Raw genomic sequence first — 16,036 nt, 5'->3', positions numbered from 1 at the left:
ACAGCCCCTGATATTATGCCCAAGTTGTGATGGTTTCTACTGGCAGACGATAGGAAGGATGACCTTCTTTCGCTGATTTACCAATAGAGATCAACATAACGGGTTGATAACGCTCTTTGTCCATACCGAATACTTCTGCAATTTGATCTTTCTCATAACCACCAATTGGGTTGGTGTCATAACCATGAGCACGTGCTGCAAGCATCAATTGCATGGAAGCAAGGCCGGCATCGATCAGGTTAACGTCGCGAAGATCGGAAGCAGGCATATTATCATAGTAAGGTTTAACAAATTGAACTTGTGCATCTTTAACTTCTTGCGGCATGAAACCATGCTCTACAGCTTTGCTGAAGATCTCTTCCAAATATTCAGCATTATTCATGTCAATAAATACACCAATAACAGCTGCGGAAGTCATCACTTGGTTTTGATTGAATTTCGCAAGTGGTGCGAGTTTTTCTTTGCCTTCAGCTGTGTCTACAACGAGGAAGCGCCATGGTTGCATATTAACGGAAGAAGGAGCGCGTGAAGCCTCTGCAAGAATTTCTGTCATTTCTTCACGGCTGATTTTCACTTCAGGATCGTAAAGCTTAACAGAACGGCGGCCGTAGGTAATTTCGTTAAAATCATTTGTTTTTTGGAATTTGCTTTGAATCGTACTCATGGTTAAATCTCTCCTCTATATATGGGTTTAAAAGTTATTTTGCATACGTTCCAGAAAATCGGCGAGAGCCTGAACTTCATCTTCACTGAAATCCTGCAAAATCTGATTGATGAAATTCGTCTTCTCGGCTTTATAACCTTCAATCTGCTTTCGACCGTGGTCCGTGAGACGAACAAAAGTTACCCGATTATCTTCGGGGTTTTTGCGTCTTGTTACCATCAGGTCTGCCTCAAGCTGCTTCAAGTGGCGTGTAATCGCAGCACTATCAATGTTAATGATTTTCTGCAGCATGGACTGGTTGATCTCATCGACCTGATCCAGTTCATGGAGAATCTCAAAGCGTGAGGAACTGATACCTGTGCAACGTTCGAACTTGGGACTGATTTTGTTGCCCAACACGTTCAGCAGGTTGATGATCTGTTCTTCTTTGGAAACAATACGTGTCATGACTAGACCTCCCGGGTGAATCTGAATCATGAACAACGGCGTATGTTAACCAATAAATGATGTTCCAGTATACAATGCCATTGCCTAATGATTATTTGTATGCTCTCGATCATTGATGTATCAATAGTTGATGCCTCAATCATTGATGGCTCAATTAATATATCATGCCTTTTATGATTTTGCAACTGGTTATGAAGAAAAGAAGATTATACCTGGATTATCCCGGTGCAGAAGCATAGTGGTCTCTATAGGATGTCCATCTATATGAGTTTATATCGACTGGGTTATCGTGACACTACTGACACTGCGGGAAGTGCTGGGAAGCGGTACAGTTACTTTGGCGGTAGAAGTGGCATTGAATGCTGGAGATGTAATTGGACTGTTCTAATGCCGCAAACGGGCTAACGATTACGTTGAACCTGGGTAGCGGCGCAAAAAAAAAAAATAGTATTTTTTGGTCTGTACATGAGATCACCTAATAACTTTCCAACGGATTGTGCCTATAGACAAATTCGTAAACTTGTAATAAGTTAGTTTGAAGATATTCGAAATATCTTTTGGAAAGTGAACTAAGAAGTGAGGTGAATTTCATGATTCCTATTCTGGGACGAATTAACGAATTAAGTCGAAAACAACGCAGCGTTGGTTTGACCAAAGAAGAACAAAGCGAGCAGCACGAGCTTAGAAAACAATATTTGCAGGCTATTCGAGGTCAGGTACTGACAACCATGCTGGCAGTATCCGTTGTGGACCCACTGGGTCATGATGTGACCCCTGAGAAATTAACCAATGAAAAATTGCAGCGCCGTGAACAGGCCGGCCAATAGCATTCTTTTAATAAGACAGACCAAGGGTACATCTTGGTCTGTCTTTTTTTGTTTTTTTCGAACCTTGAGTCTAAAGGAAACACACCAAAGAGGAAGGTACCATCCTGTTAGGTATTTCGTGCGGATTTACAAGCATGTTAGTTATTTTTAGTTTTGATGACAATAAAGCTTCCGTCAACTTCAATTCATTTTCGATAACCCCTATAATAACACTATTATATTTCAAGAATACAAGGGAAGAGAACCATTTTCCGTGTATTAACTGACAACAAACTGACATCAAAATGATTGAAAAAGACTATTTCATATATGTATCTCGAAAGGGTTGATGAATCATGAGCCTGGAAGCTTTGAATGAGCGTGTGAAAAATGATCTGGATTATTTGTCATTTGGCGGTACGAATTGGGTGCGTCCTAGAGAACATGCAGATGGTCATGTCTATGATGTTGTCATTGTGGGCGGGGGCCAGAGTGGATTAGGGGCGGCATTTGGACTTCTTCGAGAACGGATCTCCAATATTGTCATCATTGATGAGAATCCCTCAGGGCTTGAAGGGCCTTGGGAGACTTATGCGCGTATGGTAACTTTGCGTACTCCCAAGCATCTGACTTCCATCGATCTGGGTATCCCCTCGTTAACCTTTCGTTCATGGTGGGAAGCACAGGTTGGACGGGAAGGTTGGGAAGAGGTAGACAAGATCCCGCGTGGAGAATGGATGAATTATTTGCGCTGGTATCGGGAAGTGCTGAATCTGCCTGTGCTTAATGAGGTGAAGTTGACACTTGTTGAGCCAATACAGGACGGAATACATCGACTTCATGTGAATAAAGCAGGAACTCAGATGGATGTCATACTTGCTCGTAAAGTCGTGTTTGCTACGGGTATACAAGGTGGCGGAGAGTGGCATGTGCCATCCATGATTGCGGATAGATTACCTCGGGAGCTGTATGCCCATACGTCTGAAGCGATTAATTTTGATCGGTTAAAAGGTAAAAGGGTTGCTGTGCTTGGCGGCGGCGCTTCTGCTTTTGATAATGCGAGCTATGCTCTTGCCACGGGTGTGGCGGAAGCTCATGTATTTGTACGACGGGAACAGCTGCCTTGTGTTAATCCCATTCGTCAGATGGAGCAATCCGGGATGATCGAGCGATACCACGCTCTTCCGATTGCCGATAAATATGAAGTGATCTCTCATTTCTTCAAATTCAATCAACCACCCACCAACGATACGTTTAATCGCGCGGCAGCCTGGCCTGGATTCGAACTGCATTTGAACTCGCCTTGGCTGAATGTCGAAGCGACGGAGCAGGGTGCGGTTGTGCATACGGCACAAGGAGCATATACGTTTGATTTTCTAATTATTAGCACAGGTCTGCTGAGTGATCCGGCACTTCGTCCTGAACTGAGGCTCGTGGAGCCATACATTGCGCGCTGGAAAGACCGTTATCAAGCTCCGTCAGAGCATCACAATGAATTACTGGATGCACATCCTTACTTGAGTTCGGGGTTTGCGATGACTAGCAGGAGTGAACAAGGTGAGAAGCAGTTACATGGACTGTTTATATTCAATTACTCTGCACTTGCCAGCTGTGGTCTGTCGGCATCGGCCATTTCCGGGACCAAGAGTGCCGTGCCGAAACTGGTCTCTGCCATAGCGGATCAATTGTTCCTCGATGATCGGGAGGTTATTTTGCAACAATTCTATGCTTATGAAGAAAAGGAATTTACGGCTACATGGGTGAAAACGGGTGCACTCGCTGAGTAAACGCACCTCATAAGATAGCGAACGTGTGGCATCTGATGCTGCACGTTTTTTGGTTTTTCACATGATGAAGGTTACACTTGCCTTTAAATTGTTGTAAAATGTCGGTTGGAACATGTTAAAGGCAGGGATAATAGATGAATGAAATAAAAATGAACTATGAACAGTTTAGAGCCCATTTGAAAAAAGCGTCTCGCAAACGGAATGTACCTTTGATTAAAATAGTTGCATTTCAAGAGAAATACATGAAGATTGAAGAAGTGCAATTTTACGATGTGGAACAAAATCATATGAGTGTTCAGGCCTGCAATACGTTGTGGTTGCATCTGGAGAATAAATCTTTCCGTAATATGGTGTCCCAACATTTGCAGTTCTATAGAGATATGAAGAACCTGGGTCGGCATTCCTTTGAGAATCTGATCAAAGAACTATATGATACGTCTGTTCCTGTGCTGCTCGATTACAATCCCGCTGATTATTACACCTCGGGACAGCTCGCTGAGATTCTGGTCATGGACGAGGAGAAGCTGATTGAACAATTAGAGATGGGCCGCTTCAAGGGGGCGTTTATTAATGAGGATGGCAAATGGCTTAAACCCAAACCGGATGCCATGCTTGTAGAGTCTTGAACGTCATGAGATTCCATGCACAGCAAAATCCTGCAAACGCCGCGCATAAAGCGCTGGAGGCTGCAGGATTTTTGATGGAAATACGAAGATTATGGATATCACTCTAAAAACATGAAATAAGAAACTCCGTTCGATCATTAAATACTCAAGTGTCGCGACGTACCGTGAATCCGTCTTTGCAACGATTAGGATTGCCAGGGATGGAGACCATCCTCCGTCCTTGAATCATAATTCCCTTTTGACAGGTACGAAAAGCAGGAGACTTTCCGTTCAGGCGACATTTGTTGAAGGTTACAGGGGTAAGCCGAGCCATGGAGGCGATAGAGCTTCCAACAGTGGGAGCTTCAACAATCCATTCCGCAGAGGCTTGTGGACCTAAATAACACTGAATGGTGCGGAAGGTCCAGCCTAACGTTAGATTAGAGAGCGTAATGCACCAGGTTTTGGGCGTTAATTTGGCGATGACTGCTCGAATGTGATGACCAGGGGAAACGGGATGTGGAATAATGGTTTCTGCGTTAGGCAGGATCTCCCACCAGGCATAATAGCTGGCCTTGCCTTGAACCCAGTCATGACCTGTTCCGGTCTGAATCAGACTGCTGTTTTTGAAGCCATCAATCCCAATCCATGCGGATGAATACGAGTTACCTTTGCTAGGTAGAACACAGGGAACTGTCCATTCTGCTGAGATGCGGCGGTATTGGTGTGGTGTTCCTGTACATGCATAACCGCTCCAGTTGGATGAGACCCATCCAAAACGCGAAGACAAATCTTTCTTTTTCTGATGCAGGGAACAGGGTTTTCGCCGTTTGTGTGGACGATCTGTCATCAGGTCACCACCTTCTATAAAATCGGGACTAGATTATCAGATGCGTGTTTGAGGATTGGGGAAATGGACAACTGGACAAGAAAATGAGTCGAATGATGCAATTTTTTGAAGGTTTTTAAATTATTTTGAATGAAAATGGTTGTTTTTTGAGGAGATTATGATACTATAGAAGCAGTTGGAGGAATGAAGATGCTGACTGAAGAACGATATGCTGCAATTATAGAGCGCTTACATGCACAGGGGATTGTGAAATTGCAGGAGCTTGTTGATGTGTTAGGTGCTTCTGAATCAACGATTAGGCGTGACTTGATTGATCTGGAGAGTCGTCAGATGCTCAAACGCATCCATGGCGGTGCCGCACTGGTGAACGAAAAAACGCTTGAACCGGGCATGGAAGAGAAAACGTTCAAAAACATTCAACAAAAAACAACGATTGCTCGCTTGGCTGCAATGGAGATCGCAAATGGCGAATGCATATATCTGGATGCAGGAACGACAACATTAGCCATGATTCCCTTCATTGAAGCGAAGGACGTAACGGTGGTTACCAACGGACTTTCACATGTTGAAGCTTTGGTAAGCAAGCGTATTCGCAGTTACTTGCTTGGAGGTATGATGAAAATTCATACGAAAGCGGTCATTGGCAGTATCGCATTACAGAACATGGATAACTTCCGTTTTGATAAATGTTTTCTTGGAAGCAACGGCGTTGACCCTGAAATGGGGTATACAACACCCGATCCGGAGGAAGCCTTGATTAAAAGGCGTGCACATCAATTGTCGGGAAAATCTTATGTGCTGGCTGATTCCAGCAAAATAGGGGAAATTACTTTTGCCAAATTGTTTGATTTGGAGGAGGCTGATTTGATTACCGAGCAGATGCCAGAACACTGGCGGCCTGGAATCGCCCAGAAAACTAAAATAATTGAGGGATAACGATGATATATACAATAACACTTAACCCGTCCATTGATTACATTGTGGAAGTTGATGAGCTGAAGCTTGGTGGATTGAATCGAATGAATCGGGATTTGAAGCTGCCTGGAGGCAAAGGCATTAATGTCTCTCGCATACTGAATCAACTTGGAGCAGATAACACGGCCATTGGTTTCCTTGGTGGATTCACAGGGCGTTTCATTAATGACAAGTTGCAAGAAGATCACATCCGGACAGACTTTGTCACAATTGCAGACGATACGCGTATTAACATCAAGCTGAAGCACGGAGAAGAGACAGAGATTAATGGACTTGGACCTGAAATAAGCGGAGAAGAAGCAGAGCAGCTGCTTCACAAATTGTCTTCCTTGGAAAAAGGAGATATTGTCATTCTCTCCGGAAGCGTACCACCTGCTCTTGGAACGGATTTTTATGATCGTCTCATTAAAGTCTGCAAGCAAACGGGTGCGGAATTCGTGATTGATACAACTGGCCCTGCGTTAATGGAAGCTCTTGAACATGCACCATTGCTGGTGAAGCCGAATCATCATGAACTAGCCGAACTGTTCGGTGTAACCATTGAGACTCGCGAGGAACTGGTTTTATACGGGCGTAAGTTGCTTGAAGCCGGAGCCAAACATGTATTGATCTCCATGGCGGGCGAGGGTGCACTATTCATTACCAAAGCAGAAGTCCATCATGCGAGTGTGCCAAAAGGTACTGTGAAAAACTCGGTGGGTGCCGGTGACTCCATGATTGGTGGATTCGTAGGTACCTATGTACAGAGCGGCGATCTGCTGGAAGCTTTCCGCACAGGGGTTGCATCTGGAAGCGCGACTGCTTTCTCGGATGATCTAGCAACACGTGAATTGATTGATGAATTACGCAATCAAGTAACTATTACGACGATCTAGTCTAACGAAGATATAAAAGTTTCTAATTTGTAATTGTAATGTATTGAGGCCTGCCCATAGCAGGCCGATAGAACCTAAGGGAGTGTACCAAGATGAGAATAACAGACTTGATGATCCAGGAAACGATGATCATGGACCTGCAAGCCACAACGAAAGATGAGGCTATTGATGAACTGATTGCAAGCCTGAACCGAAGCGGACGTATTAATGATCCGGTCCTGTTCAAGGAAATGATCTATAAAAGAGAAGCTGAATCCAGCACGGGGATCGGTGGCGGAATTGCGATGCCACACGCCAAAACAACAGCAGTGAATGAACCAACGGTTGTATTTGCCAAGAGTAGAAAAGGCCTTGATTTTGAAGCGTTGGATGATCAGCCAGCTCATGTGTTCTTTATGATTGCAGCTCCAGAAGGCGCAGGTAATACCCATCTGCGTACCCTTGCCGCTCTTTCCAGGTTGTTGATTGATAGCGATTTCATCTCACAGTTGATGAGTACAGATACACCCGCCGAAGTCAGTGCATTGTTTGATGCCAAACAGGCGGAAGCAGCAGAAAAAGAAGCGGCCAAAGAGAAAGCAAAAGCTGAAAAAGCAGCAAATGCCGCATCCGGCACTACTAGTGGTCAGCCACAGAATACCTCTGGTGTGATCGTGGGTAACGCAAACTCGGAAGATTTTGTTGTTGCGGTTACAGCCTGTCCGACAGGTATAGCGCATACGTTCATGGCTGAAGATGCACTTAAAAAGAAAGCTCAGGAAATGGGCATTAACATTCGCGTAGAAACAAACGGCTCCGAAGGAGCACAGAATGTGCTGACGGCTGATGAGATTGCCCGCGCCAAAGGGGTTATCGTTGCCGCAGACAAAAATGTAGAGATGGCACGTTTCGATGGTAAACCGGTATTACAAAGACCGGTGAGCGATGGAATTCGCAAATCCGAAGAGTTGATCCGCAAAGCTGTTAACGGTGATGCACCGATCTATCACAGTCAAGGCGGAGGTACCAAGGAAGAGGGAGCAAGCACTGGCAAGATCAGTGTAGGTAGCAAAATCTATAAAGATCTGATGAATGGTATCTCTCATATGCTGCCGTTTGTTGTAGGTGGCGGTATCCTTCTCGCAATCTCCTTCTTGTTCGAGCAGATTGCTAGTCCTGATAATCCAATTGTGCAACTGCTTCAAACGATCGGTGGCGGAACAGGTGCATTCCACTTCCTAATTCCGGTCCTTGCCGGATTTATCGCGATGAGTATTGGTGATCGTCCAGCCCTGATGCCTGGTATGGTCGGTGGATTGATGGCGGTTAACTCGAACGCAGGTTTCCTTGGTGGTCTGGCTGCCGGTTTCCTGGCGGGTTATGTAGTCATTGGTCTTCGTAAGGCTTTGAAAGGTTTGCCAAAAGCAATTGATGGATTGAAACCAATCTTGCTGTATCCGGTATTCGGTTTGCTGATCGTAGGTGCAATCAGCTTCTACGTTTTCGATCCAATCTTTGGTTCCCTGAACACATGGCTTGTAGATGCACTTGGTAATCTGGGAACTGGAAATAAAGTATTGCTTGGGCTGTTGCTTGGTGGCATGATGGCGATCGATATGGGCGGACCGTTCAACAAAGCGGCATATACGTTCGCGATTGGGGTATTCACATCCAGTGGTAACACAGACGGTGCATGGATGGCAGCGGTTATGGCAGGTGGTATGGCGCCTCCTCTGGCAATTGCCCTGGCAACGACGTTCTTCAAATCCAAATTTACGGAGCAAGAACGCAAATCGGGCTTGACCAACTATGTTCTTGGATTGTCTTTCATTACGGAAGGTGCAATTCCATTTGCAGCAGCTGATCCACTTCGTGTATTGACATCATGCATCATTGGTTCTGCTGTTGCGGGCGGACTGACACAATTGTGGAGTATTAATGTACCCGCTCCGCACGGCGGCATCTTTGTTGCTGCACTGGCGAACCACGCAATATTGTTCCTGCTTGCCGTTGCCATTGGTGCAGTGATCTCCGGTCTGATTCTGGGCTTGTGGAAGAAATCACCAACGCTTGTGAAGTAAGGAATATTAGAAACATCTCCTGGGTGGATTTCACCTGGGGGATGTTTTTTTGTTCAACTTTTTCATCAGACAACGGAAAGTTGCCTCTGAATTTGTGTTTGTGTAAAATGCTTATTTAGCATTCATATGAATATATGGTAAAATAGAAATATATAATGAAACGGTGTTTCGACTAATGAAACTTACGCAGGAGGAATTCGAATGTCTGATGTAATCAAGAGTCAGGTGCAGAAGCAGTTTGCGAAAAATGCAGGAAAATACGTGACGAGTGCGGGACATGCCACAGGTGCAGATCTCGAGTTGCTCGTGGCTTCATCTCAAGCTACTCCAGATATGAACGTGTTGGATATCGCCACTGGAGGAGGACATGTCGCCAACGCTTTGGCTCCTCTTGTTCAGCGTGTGACTGCCCTGGATTTAACGAAGGAGATGCTGCAGGCAGCTGAACAGTTTATCCTGGGGAATGGACACGATAATGTAGATTTTGTAGCCGGGGATGCGGAGAAGCTACCATTCGATGATGATGTCTTTGACCTTGTGACCTGCCGAATCGCGGCTCACCATTTCCCGGACGTTTCTTCGTTTGTTCACGAGGCGTTGCGAGTCATGAAGCCTGGTGGAAGGTTGTTATTGATTGACAACGTGGCACCTGAACGTGATGAGAATGACCAGTTTTACAATGAAGTAGAGAAGTGCCGAGATGCAAGCCATGTTCGAGCATGGCGCAAGACGGAATGGATTCATATGCTGGAGGATGCGGGCTTCCGAATGGAAGCGATGGTTTCTTTCCAGAAGCGCTTTAAATTTGAAGAGTGGTGTAATCGTGCAGCACTGCCGGAACAGGAGAGGGGTGTACTTGAAGCAAGCATGTTAAGCGCACCATCCATCATCAGGAAATTTTTTGATTTTGAAGTGACAACGAACGGGAAGCTCGACAGCTTCCAAGGAGAAAGTGTATATATTCAAGCGACTAAGCCAACTCATGTCTGATTCGATAGAGCAGACCATTAAGTTAGCAGGTTATGAACGACTAAAAGGGCGGATATTAATCAACAAAAACAAGCAGAGTACCTTGAGGAGGTAGATCTGCTTGTTTTTTTGGCATATTTATAATCATCAAAGCGACAGTTCAGGGTTTTAGTATAACCTTGGTACATTCGTCTTCATGATCGTTGAAAATGCGATACGCATCGCTTGCATTCTCCAGTGGAATCCGATGGGAGATAATCTCGGTTGGATCAAATTCACCAGCTGTGATTTTACGGAATAACTCAGGCATGTAATGTATAACAGGGGCTTGTCCCATTTTGAGATTGATATTACGTTCAAACAGATTGCCTAATGGAAACATGTTGTAGGAAGAACCATATACACCTGTAAGTTGAAGTGTACCGAATTTGCGGATCGCTTTCATGCCGATTTCAATCGCACTCAGGGAACCGCCATGCAATTTCAGCTTCTGTCCAATTTCCTCCAGCGTGCTTTTTTTGCCATCCATACCTACACAGTCGATGACAACATCGGTTCCACCTTGTGTAATCTCGCGAATGTGTTCACCCATATCATCGTAATCTTCGAAATTAAAGATCTCTGCGTCATTCAAACGTTTGGCTTTCTCCAGTCGATAGGGCAGGCGATCTACAGCAATAACACGTTTGGCACCTTTCATCCAGGCGAACTTCTGCGTCATCAGCCCAATGGGGCCACTTCCGAGTACAGTGACTGTATCACCCGGTTTAACCCCGGCGTTCTCTACACTCCAGTAAGCGGTTGGAAGAACATCGGACAGGAACAATAAAGCTTCATCCTCCAGTTCACAGGATTCCGGAATCACAAACGGAGTGAAGTTCCCATAGGGAACACGTAATAACTCTGCCTGACCTCCAGGGTGGTTGCCGTAGCGCTCAGTAAATCCAAAATAACCACCTGTATGAATATCTGGATTTCCATTGGAATGATCACACTGGCTCTCCATGTCATGATTGCAATAGAAGCATTCACCACAAGCGATGTTAAAAGGCAGGACCACTCGGTCCCCCTTCTTCACACGTGTCACTTCCGGACCTACTTCTTCTACAATGCCCATCGGTTCATGACCGATAACATAATCTTTGGCAGCAGGCAGAGCTCCCTGATAAATATGCAAATCGGATCCACATATGGCTGTGGAAGTAATACGAACGATAATATCATCCTTCTGTTGCAGTACAGGATCTTCAACCTCTTTGACTTGAATGTCCTTTATTCCCTGAAACGTAACGGCTCTCATCTTCATATTCCTCCTTGTATAGTGGGATTCTCTGACAATTACCCTTTTTTAGCACAAATGATAGAGGTGAATACTAAATTAAACGACAGGCCATTTCACTTTACGCAAGGCATCGAGCAACTCAGGCGGTGCATTCAGATTGTCACGGACCAGATCCCGAGGGGTTAACGCCATCCATTGATTCAGTGACACATCCTCAAATCGATCACTTCGGAATATTTCCAAAAACCATAAAGTGTCTGTACCGGTATTCTGTATATAGTGTCCCATTGCGACAGGAACATATCCGACATCTCCAGCCCGATAATCAAATGTTCGAGCAATGCCATTGCCTCCAAAGACGGTCATTCTTCCTTGTCCTGTCAGATAATATTGCCATTCATCTGCATTAGGATGCCAGTGCAGTTCACGCATGGCGCCAGGCCGGATCTCAACAAGTGCGGCTGCAACGGTAGTTGAGATGGGGAAGTTGGTGGAGTCGACAATCCGGACGCTTCCGCCAGGTGTAATGAGTGGTTCCTGGGCCAGCAATCGGTGTTTGAAAGTAAGAGGAACGGTACCGTATGGGGATTGAACTTCCTGGCTCTCGATGGAACCTGGGACAGTATCTTGGAAAATGTACACCTGTTCCTTCGGCATCGACTGAAAAGCGGATTCGGGCACGCCGAAATTGACAGACAATACCTCTGGTGGCGTATGGGCAAACCAATCGGATATGGATAACGTATTCAAATCGGAGAAGGACCCGTCATCAAACACGAGCAGAAATTCACAACCATCCTCCAGTCCTTGAATGGAATGGGGCAGACCTTTTGGGAAAAACCAGAGATCGCCCGGCCCAACATCTGCAATAAAATTACGTCCGTTCTGATCCACCGAGGTGATTCTCGCTGTTCCCCAGATCATATAGGCCCATTCGGATTGCTGGTGCCAATGGAGTTCTCGTACACCGCCGGGTGTCAGGCTCATGTTCACACCAGCCAGTGTCGTGGCAACAGGAAGATCCCGTACGGTAATTTCACGTGACCACCCCCCATGATTCAATTGCATATGGGTATCGGAAAAAGACATTCTCAGATTGGGCAATAACCCGTTATCGGTAGCTGGAGGTACCAGCATATCGGGGTTCTGTATATCTCTCATGACATCTCTGGGTCCCAGATCAGGTCCTCCAGCGCCATCACTGCGAATGGGTTGCGGGATAAGCATTGGTTTCTCATTTGGTTGTTGTCCTTTGGTCATTAAGTAATCCCTCCAGATTCAGTAACATGTTACACGCGACATTGTATCGTTATGTTTACACCTATGAATCAGGGCCTGGATAATATGAAGGACAAACGACAAAAAAAGACGTGACCGTATGCGGTCACGTCTTTATACGTAATTTGAGATAGTCGAACAATCCATAAATCCGGTTATCGAATCAGATGAAGGCAGAATTCCAGATCGGATTGTAGGTGCTCTTTCATCAGCCGTTCGGCCGTCAGGCCGTCATGTGCCTTGATCGCTTCGCAAATCTGATGATGCTCTTCAATGAGGAAGGGGCGCTGATAATATACAACCGTCTGACGGAATAGATAAATGACGGATTGCATTTTGTCGAACAGATCAATCATCAATGCATTATTACTCGCACGCATGATGATTTCGTGAAACTCTTTATTGGCTTCCATGATCTCCTCCTTGCTTCCCGTATGTCCCACTTGCACACAATGCTCAAGAGCTGTCACTTCCTGTGCAGACAAGAACGCAGCAGCGCATTGTGCCGCATGTCCCTCCAGTAACTTTCGTAATTCAAACGTATTTCTCAGATCCGTTTCGGTAAGCTTGACGACCCGTTTGTTCACGACTAATCCTTCCTGTTCCAAGCGGCGGATGGATTCTCGGATCGGGGTTCGGCTTACATTCAGATCGGTCGCCAGCTTCTCTTCCACAAGTTTGGTTCCGGGGGAAAGGGTGCCTTGCAAAATCATGTCCCGCAGCACTTCATAGGCCTGCTGATAGGCTGGGCGGGACTTGTCCGTAGTTGGTTGCATTGTATTTCACCTCTACCTTTACTTTAGCGAAAATGAGGGCAATAAACAACCAGATAAAAAACCGAATTTTAATTTTAGGATACATAAATAATAAAATTGTATACAAAAATTAAAATGTTGTGTACAATAACGAATGTAAACAGCGATGATAGCGATTACAGAGAGTGAAAAGCGAAGAATTTAGGCTGGAGGGATTGCAAGATGAAGAAACGAATTGGATTTATTGGACTCGGTATTATGGGACGTCCTATGTCATTGAACCTGATCCGGGCGGGATATGATGTAAGCGTATACGATATTAATCAAACGGCTGTGATGTCATTGGCTGATGCGGGAGCGCGAGGAGCGGCATCTCCAAAAGAGGTCGCTGAGCATAGTGATGTCATCTTCACGATGCTGCCCAATTCGGAGCATGTCCGCAGCGTTATCACAAGTGAACAAGGTGTGCTGGCAGGAGCCAATACGGGAAGTATCATTATCGATATGAGCTCCATCTCGCCGGTCGTTTCCAAAGAGCTGGCTCTGCTTGTATCCCAATCAGGGTTGTATATGCTGGATGCGCCCGTTAGTGGTGGGGAACCCAAAGCAATAGACGGCACACTTGCCATTATGGTTGGTGGCAATGAAAAGATATTTGAATCTGTGAAAGAGATACTGCAAGTGGTAGGACAGGATGTAACACGAGTGGGGGATAATGGTTCCGGTGCAACCGCCAAGCTGGCGAATCAGATTATCGTGAACCTGAATATTGCCGCCATGTCCGAAGCGCTTGTATTTGCAGCGAAGGCTGGTATCGATGTGGAGAAGATGTATCAGGCGATCCGCAGTGGGCTCGCCGGAAGTGCGGTACTGGATGCAAAAGTACCACTCATTCTGGATCGTAACTTTGTCGCTGGGGGTCGGATTGATATTAACCTCAAAGACATGACCAACGTGATGGAAACGGCGCATGATATCGGAGTTCCTTTACCGCTCAGCAGTCAGTTGCTGGAGATCTTCCATGCGCTGAAGATTGATGGGAAAGCCGCAGATGACCATGGCGGAATTGTACAGTATTTTGAGAAACTCGCAGGTGTAGAAGTGAGTCGAACCCAATAAAGAATTTAAAAAAGAAAAATAATTTTAATAGATATAGATATGAGGTGGAGAGGCATGACCTATCAAACGTTATCGGATATCCCGGCAGCTCTTCGGACGGACAACTCTTCTGAAGGATTGAGAGGACAGATTAAACAGTTGCAGGATGCGAGGGCTCGCAAAATTATCGTGTTGGATGATGACCCAACCGGTGTACAGACGGTTCATGATATTGATGTGTTGACACAGTGGGACAAGCCGCTGTTGCGGGAGGCGTTTCGATCCGCCGAATCGTTATTCTATATTTTGACCAATACACGAGGGCTGGATGCAACTACAGCGGAACGTATTAATCGGGAGATTGCCCGCAATGTGCAAGAGGTTGCGGCAGGGGAAGGAACGGGTTTCACCTTTGTGAGTCGTAGTGACTCCATGCTGCGTGGGTATTACCCACTGGAGACGGATGTACTGGCCGAAGAAGTGGCCCGGGTCAGCGGACACGCATATGACGGTCAACTGATCATTCCGGCATTCTTTGAGGCAGGGAGGGTTACGATCGGCAACACGCATTATATGGTCGAAGGTGAACAGTTGATTCCAGTTCATGAGACGGAATTTGCCAAGGATAAAGTATTCGGATATGAGCATGGTGACCTGCCATCATGGGTCGAGGAGAAGACTTCAGGCCGTATTCGGGCTAATCGTTGCCTTACCATTTCATTGGAGGAGATTCAACAAGGTACCGAGGTGGTCAAAGCAATTTTGCTGAAAGCCGAAGGCAATGTACCGATTATTGTGAATGCGCTCTCTTATGCAGACATGGATGTACTTTCTCTGGCTTTGCTGCAAGCGGAGGATGAGGGAAAAGCTTTTATTTTCCGGACGGCGGCCTCCTTTGTCAAATCATATGCGGGCATCTCGGATCAGGCATTTCTGCCTAAAGAACAGCTGATCGCAAGTGGTCAGGAACAACATGGCGGTATTGTTGTTGTCGGTTCCTATGTACAGAAGACGACACGTCAACTGAAACAACTGCTTACGTTTCCGGGCATCATAAGTCTGGAGATCGATGTGGAGCGTGTATTAACTTCGGATGGATATACCGAGGAGATTCGACGAGTTATTGGGGAAGCGAACAGGCAGCTTGCGGAGGGGAACAATGTTGTTGTATACAGCAGCCGTAAGCTCATCACAGTGGAAGGACATGAGGGCAATTTCAAGATCAGTCAGACGGTATCGTCAGCTTTGGTCGAGATTGTGCAATCCCTTGAAGTTGTGCCAAAGTTCATTATTGCCAAAGGTGGCATTACATCCAGTGATGTGGCAACAAAAGGTCTGGCCATACGCAAAGCAAGGGTGCTTGGTCAGGTGGCTGCGGGTATTCCGGTATGGTTGACAGGGGAAGAAGCCAAATTTAATGGTATCCCATATATCGTGTTTCCGGGAAATGTTGGCGGGGAAAAAGCCCTTCTGGAAACGGTTGAAAAGATCGAAGCTTAAGCTTATTACGAAGACACGTAGTGTTCAGGTCGTTTGGACCAGAGCAATACCGCGTGCTGACACAACATAACAACTTGGGGGAGGC

At 45.8% G+C, this 16,036-nt stretch carries 15 protein-coding genes; 9 read left to right on the top strand and 6 right to left on the bottom strand.

Going from position 1 to position 16,036, the window contains the following annotated elements; genetic code table 11:
- Window positions 1–13: 13 nt before the first annotated feature.
- Both MKY73_RS19990 and MKY73_RS19985 read right to left on the bottom strand, forming a co-directional pair.
- Complete coding sequence (locus tag MKY73_RS19990; RefSeq protein WP_339303165.1) at window positions 14–664, bottom strand: nitroreductase family protein; 651 nt, start codon at window positions 662–664, stop codon at window positions 14–16.
- 27 nt (window positions 665–691) lie between these two features.
- The gene (locus MKY73_RS19985; RefSeq protein ID WP_253433129.1) at window positions 692–1,111 is read right to left on the bottom strand and encodes a MarR family transcriptional regulator; all 420 of its coding nucleotides are present in this window, start codon (window positions 1,109–1,111) and stop codon (window positions 692–694) included.
- 590 nt (window positions 1,112–1,701) lie between these two features.
- On the opposite strand from MKY73_RS19985, the gene MKY73_RS19980 reads away from it, so the two are divergent.
- From MKY73_RS19980 to MKY73_RS19970, 3 genes are all read left to right on the top strand, one after another.
- Window positions 1,702–1,938: a DUF896 domain-containing protein gene (locus MKY73_RS19980; protein WP_339241052.1), complete on the top strand. Its 237-nt coding sequence runs from the start codon at window positions 1,702–1,704 to the stop codon at window positions 1,936–1,938.
- A 335-nt stretch (window positions 1,939–2,273) separates the two neighbouring features.
- Window positions 2,274–3,704, top strand: a complete 1,431-nt coding sequence (locus MKY73_RS19975; RefSeq protein WP_339303164.1) for an NAD(P)/FAD-dependent oxidoreductase — start codon at window positions 2,274–2,276, stop codon at window positions 3,702–3,704.
- A 134-nt stretch (window positions 3,705–3,838) separates the two neighbouring features.
- Window positions 3,839–4,330 (top strand): hypothetical protein, encoded by a 492-nt coding sequence (locus tag MKY73_RS19970; protein WP_339241055.1) that lies wholly within the window; start codon window positions 3,839–3,841, stop codon window positions 4,328–4,330.
- Window positions 4,331–4,475: 145 nt separating this feature from the next.
- On the opposite strand, the gene MKY73_RS19965 is transcribed toward MKY73_RS19970, so the two are convergent.
- Complete coding sequence (locus MKY73_RS19965) at window positions 4,476–5,159, bottom strand: G1 family glutamic endopeptidase (RefSeq protein ID WP_339303163.1); 684 nt, start codon at window positions 5,157–5,159, stop codon at window positions 4,476–4,478.
- Between the two features lie 189 nt (window positions 5,160–5,348).
- On the opposite strand from MKY73_RS19965, the gene MKY73_RS19960 reads away from it, so the two are divergent.
- The 4 genes from MKY73_RS19960 (at window position 5,349) to MKY73_RS19945 (ending at window position 10,059) form a co-directional block, all read left to right on the top strand.
- On the top strand, window positions 5,349–6,095 hold the full coding sequence (locus MKY73_RS19960) for a DeoR/GlpR family DNA-binding transcription regulator (RefSeq protein WP_339241062.1): 747 nt from the start codon (window positions 5,349–5,351) through the stop codon (window positions 6,093–6,095).
- 2 nt (window positions 6,096–6,097) lie between these two features.
- A complete protein-coding gene (gene pfkB / locus MKY73_RS19955; RefSeq protein WP_339303162.1) occupies window positions 6,098–7,009 on the top strand; it encodes a 1-phosphofructokinase in 912 nt (303 codons plus the stop codon).
- 92 nt (window positions 7,010–7,101) lie between these two features.
- Window positions 7,102–9,069 carry a fructose-specific PTS transporter subunit EIIC gene (locus tag MKY73_RS19950; protein WP_339303161.1) on the top strand — a complete coding sequence of 656 codons (1,968 nt, stop codon included), beginning with the start codon at window positions 7,102–7,104 and terminating at the stop codon, window positions 9,067–9,069.
- Window positions 9,070–9,270: 201 nt separating this feature from the next.
- Complete coding sequence (locus MKY73_RS19945; protein ID WP_339303160.1) at window positions 9,271–10,059, top strand: class I SAM-dependent methyltransferase; 789 nt, start codon at window positions 9,271–9,273, stop codon at window positions 10,057–10,059.
- A gap of 139 nt (window positions 10,060–10,198) precedes the next feature.
- Here the strand turns inward: MKY73_RS19945 and MKY73_RS19940 are convergent, their stop codons facing one another.
- The 3 genes from MKY73_RS19940 to MKY73_RS19930 form a co-directional block, all read right to left on the bottom strand.
- A complete protein-coding gene (locus tag MKY73_RS19940) occupies window positions 10,199–11,338 on the bottom strand; it encodes a zinc-dependent alcohol dehydrogenase (RefSeq protein ID WP_339303158.1) in 1,140 nt (379 codons plus the stop codon).
- Between the two features lie 78 nt (window positions 11,339–11,416).
- On the bottom strand, window positions 11,417–12,580 hold the full coding sequence (locus MKY73_RS19935; protein WP_339303157.1) for an oxalate decarboxylase family bicupin: 1,164 nt from the start codon (window positions 12,578–12,580) through the stop codon (window positions 11,417–11,419).
- Window positions 12,581–12,753: 173 nt separating this feature from the next.
- Entirely contained in the window at window positions 12,754–13,374 is a 621-nt protein-coding gene (locus MKY73_RS19930) for a GntR family transcriptional regulator (RefSeq protein WP_339303156.1), read from the bottom strand.
- 201 nt (window positions 13,375–13,575) lie between these two features.
- On the opposite strand from MKY73_RS19930, the gene garR reads away from it, so the two are divergent.
- Together garR and MKY73_RS19920 are read left to right on the top strand one after the other, a co-directional pair.
- Entirely contained in the window at window positions 13,576–14,472 is an 897-nt protein-coding gene (gene garR, locus MKY73_RS19925; RefSeq protein ID WP_339303155.1) for a 2-hydroxy-3-oxopropionate reductase, read from the top strand.
- A 54-nt stretch (window positions 14,473–14,526) separates the two neighbouring features.
- Window positions 14,527–15,951, top strand: coding sequence for a four-carbon acid sugar kinase family protein (locus tag MKY73_RS19920; protein ID WP_339303154.1), 1,425 nt, complete (start codon window positions 14,527–14,529; stop codon window positions 15,949–15,951).
- Window positions 15,952–16,036: the final 85 nt, after the last annotated feature.

The sequence above is a fragment of the Paenibacillus sp. FSL R5-0519 genome, from assembly GCF_037974275.1.
In the GTDB taxonomy this organism is placed as follows: domain Bacteria; phylum Bacillota; class Bacilli; order Paenibacillales; family Paenibacillaceae; genus Paenibacillus.
This window is presented reverse-complemented; position numbering and strand designations above follow the sequence as displayed.